The organism is Streptomyces sp. NPDC059679, from assembly GCF_042734105.1.
Lineage (GTDB): Bacteria > Actinomycetota > Actinomycetes > Streptomycetales > Streptomycetaceae > Streptomyces.
Genome location: NZ_JBHWES010000162.1, coordinates 1 through 4705 on the forward strand (window position 1 = coordinate 1; position 4705 = coordinate 4705).

Here is a 4705-nt window from a genome sequence, read left to right on the forward strand (position 1 = left end):
CCACCAACCCCACCAACCCCACCAACCAGGACCCCACCACACCCGACTACTGGGTCCGCCAAACACGCGAAACCGTCCACTACACCCACACCACCCAACAACTCCACACCCACGGCGTCACCACCTACCTCGAACTCGGACCCGACACCACACTCACCACCCTCACCCACCACAACCTCCCCCACCACACCCCCAACGCCCACACCCTCCTCCACCCCCACCAACCCGAAACCCACACCACCCACACCGCCCTCGCCCACCTCCACACCCACGGCCACCCCACCACCTGGCACCACCACACCCCCAACCCCACCCACCACCCAAACCTCCCCACCTACCCCTTCCAACACCACCACTACTGGCTCAACACCACCACTGCCACCGCTGATATGTCGGCGGCAGGCCTTGAGCCGGCGCGGCATCCCCTGTTGGGCGCGGCGGTCGAGTTGGCCGATGGTGAGGGGTTGCTGTTCACTGGGCGGATTTCTCTCCGTACGCATCCCTGGCTGGCCGACCACGTCGTCGGCGGCGCCGTGCTGCTCCCCGGCACCGCCTTTCTCGAACTCGCCCTCCAAGCCGCCGCCCATGTCGACTGCCGTCGGATCGAGGAACTTACGCTCCACACCCCGCTCGTCGTACCGGAGAGCAGCGCCGGCGTAGTGCTGCAGGTCACTGTGGCCGCGCCGAACGAAGCAGGAAACCGGGCGGTGGATATCTACTCACGAGTCGATATCGGTGGCCTCACCGCCGATTCGGCTGGCGAGCCGTGGACGCGTCATGCGGCCGGGTACCTTGCCGACAAGCCTGACCCGGACTCCGGTGAGTCGGTGGATGGTGTCATGCCCGCGGGCGCATGGCCGCCGCCGGGCGCGGTCGCCGTGGATCTGGAGGGACTGTACGAGCAGCTGGCCGAGGGGGGGTTCCACTACGGTGCGGCTTTCCGCTGCCTGGACGCCGCCTGGCAGTGCGGCGACGAGGTCTTCGCGACCGCCCATATGTCAGAAGGTCTGCTGGGCGACACGGCAGCGGCTCGGTTCGCGCTGCACCCCGCGCTGCTGGATTCCGTACTGCACACCATTCCCCTCTTGCCCTCGCTTCAGGGACAAAAGGACAGCGGGCTGCCGTTCACATGGACTGGAGTCACCCTGCGCGCATCCGGGGCGACGGCCCTGCGCGTCCGGCTGAGGCCGGACGGCCATGGCCCGGGTGCGGTGTCGGTCGACGTGTCCGACGAGGTGGGTGAGCCCGTGGCATCAGTCCGGTCGTTGGCCCTGCGGCCGGTGAACGGGGCCGAGTTGCGCACGGCCGAGTCGCGCACGGCCGCCCCGGTCGCCCCCCATGGCTCGCTCTTCGAGGTGCGATGGGAACCCGTCCCCCACCCCTCAGCGGCCGAGGAAGCCGACCCATGGGTGATGATCGGGACCGAGGCGACGCCGTGCCCGGCCGAGGACTTCGCCACCCCGCCGGAGCGGACGTACGCCGACCTGGCCGCGCTCTGCGCGGCGATCGCCGACGACGCGCCCGTTCCCCGGACGGTCGTGGCCTGCTCGCCAGCGGGGAGCGAAGACGAGCCGAGTGAGGCGCTGGGTCACGCCACGCGGCACATGCTGGGCCTACTGCAGCAGTGGTTGGCAGACAGCCGGTTCGCCGACAGCCGCTTGGTGGTCCTCACCCGAGCCGCCGTGGCCACGGCGCCGGACGAGGAGGTGAAAGACCTGGCAGGAGCGGCGGTGCGGGGTCTGATCCGCTCCGCCCAGTCGGAGCACCCCGACCGATTCGTCCTGCTCGACCTGGATGACCGCGCGGCTGATCCGGAAGACCGTCGCCGTACGCTGTCGATGGCCCTGGCCTGCGGGGAGCCTGAAGTGGCCGTACGCGGTGGAGCCCTGCGCACCCCCCGGCTGAGCCTGCTGGCCGACACCGCCAATGAGGCCATGGACGAGCGTCCCTGGGATCCGGACGGCACCGTACTCATCACGGGCGGCACCGGCAGCCTCGGTGCCATGCTCGCCCGCCACTTGGTGGCCACCCATGGCGTACGTCATCTGCTGCTGATCAGCCGACGTGGCCTCGACGCCCCGGGGGCCAGGCGGCTGGAGGCCGAACTCGTAGAGCTCGGGGCACAGGTGACCATTGCCGCCTGCGATGCCGCAGACCGGACGCAACTCGCGGGCGCGTTGTCGGAGATCTCCGTCGACCACCCGCTGGCCGCTGTGGTGCATGCGGCAGGCGTACTGGACGATGGGGTGATCACATCCCTCACGCGGGAGGGCACGACCCGTGTCCTGCGGGCCAAGGTCGATTCGGCGCTCAATCTCCACCAGCTCACACGCGACCTGCCGTTGTCCGCGTTTGTGCTCTTCTCCTCGCTGGCCGGGGTGATGGGCTCGGCAGGGCAGGCCAACTACGCCGCCTCCAACGCGGCTCTGGACGCGCTGGCGAGTCACCGGAGGGCCGCTCGGCTGCCCGCGGTGTCCTTGGCCTGGGGGGTTTGGGAGCAGACCGAGGGCATGACCGGGCAGCTCGATCCCACGGACCGCGCAAGGCTTCGCCGCTCGGGCCTGAGGCCGTTGGCCGTCAGCGAGGGACTGGAGCTCTTCGACAAGGCCCTGAGCTGCGGACACGCCCTGGTGGTGCCCGCCGCACTCAGCACGAAAGAGCTTCAGACATCCGGATCCGTCCCGCCATTCCTGCGCCACCTGACAGGCGTCGCTCCGTCCCGGCCGTCCCGGACCCGCGACGCGTCGGCCGGTGAGCCGACCTCCCTGCGGCGGCGGTTGACCAGCCTCGGGCCGGAAGAACGGCTACGTGAGGTGCTGCGGCTCGTGCGCTCCCGGGCGGCTGCGGTGCTGGGCCACGGCACGGCCGAAGCGGTCCCGGTGGACTCGGCGTTCCGCGACCTGGGGTTCGACTCCCTCGCCGCGGTGGAGCTGCGGAACCGGTTGCAGCAGGCCACCGGGTTGCGTCTGCCGGCCGGCTTGATCTTCGACCGGCCGCGCCCGGACGTGCTCGCCCGTTTCCTGTGTGACGAGTTGGTCGGCGGTGTCTCGGCGGCTGCGGCCGCCCCACCCGCCGCGGCTGTCGGCGGGGCAGTGGGCGAACCGGTGGCCATCGTCGGCATGGCGTGCCGGTTTCCGGGGGGTGTGCGGTCGGCCGAGGGCCTGTGGGATCTGGTCGCCTCCGGTATGGACGCGGTGGGGGACTTCCCCGCGGACCGGGGCTGGCAGGTGGAACGGCTCTACGACCCCGACCCGGACCGAACCGGCACCTCCTACACGCGGCAGGGCGGATTCCTCTACGACGCGGGTGAGTTCGACGCGGCGTTCTTCGGGATCGGCCCGCGTGAGGCGGTGGCGATGGATCCCCAGCAGCGGCTGCTGCTGGAGACCTCCTGGGAAGCGCTGGAACGGGCGGGGATCGACCCGGCGTCGCTGCGGGGGAGTTCGACCGGGGTGTTCGCGGGGGTGATGTACCACGACTACGGCACGCGCCTGCGCGAGATCCCAGAGGGCTACGAGGGCTATATCGGCAATGGAAACGCGGGCAGCGTCGCATCGGGGCGTGTCGCCTACACCTTCGGCCTGGAAGGGCCTGCGGTCACTGTGGACACGGCCTGTTCGTCGTCCCTGGTCGCCCTGCATCTGGCCTGCCAGGCGCTGCGGTCCGGGGAGTGCTCGATGGCGTTGGCCGGCGGGGTCACCGTCATGTCCACCCCCACCACTTTCGTCGAGTTCTCGCGCCAGCGGGGACTGTCCCCGGACGGGCGGTGCAAATCCTTCGGGGCCCGTGCGGATGGTACGGGCTGGGCGGAGGGTGCGGGGATGCTCCTGGTGGAGCGGCTGTCGGATGCCCAGCGCAACGGCCACCGGGTTCTGGCAGTGGTACGGGGGAGCGCGGTCAACCAGGACGGGGCGAGCAATGGGCTGACGGCGCCGAACGGCCCGTCGCAGGAGCGAGTCATCCGCCAGGCGTGGGCAAACGCGGGGGTTGCCGCGGCGGACATCGACGCGGTGGAGGGACACGGCACGGGGACGACGCTCGGTGACCCCATCGAGGCCCAGGCGCTGCTGGCGACGTACGGACAGGGGCGGTCGGCCGATCGGCCGCTGTGGTTGGGATCGATCAAGTCCAACGTCGGACACACCCAGGCCGCCGCGGGGGCAGGCGGTGTCATCAAGATGGTGATGGCCATGCGCCACGGACTGTTGCCGCAGACTCTGCATGCCGAGGAGCCCTCGCCACATGTGGACTGGTCGGGCGGGACGGTGCGGTTGCTGACCGAGTCGGTGGCCTGGCCCGAGCAGGGTCGGACGCGCCGTGCGGGCGTCTCCTCTTTCGGCGTCAGTGGCACCAACGCCCACGTCATCCTGGAACAAGCGCCGCCCGCCGCGGAGGCCCACGAACCGGCAGAGCCCCACACCACCCCCGGCCCAGTGCCCTGGGCGATCTCCGCGAAGAGCCCACAAGCGCTACGTGCCCAGGCCCGCCAGTTGCACACGTACCTGACCAACACCCCCGAGGTGAACCCGGCCGACGTCGGTCACACCCTCGCGATGGGCCGCGCCTCCTTCGAGCACCGCGCCGTCGTGGTGGGCCAGGACCGCACCGACTTCCTGCGTGGTCTGGATGCTTTGGCGGCTGACGAAGCCCACACCGCTGTCGTCACCGGTACCGCGAGGAAGACGGGTGATCTGGGCAAGGTGGT

1 protein-coding gene is annotated in these 4705 nt (G+C 70.5%); it reads left to right on the top strand.

Annotated features, from left to right (window positions below):
* A partial coding sequence (locus tag ACFV2X_RS55285; RefSeq protein ID WP_385631844.1) for a type I polyketide synthase occupies window positions 1-4705 on the top strand: 4705 nt, incomplete at both ends.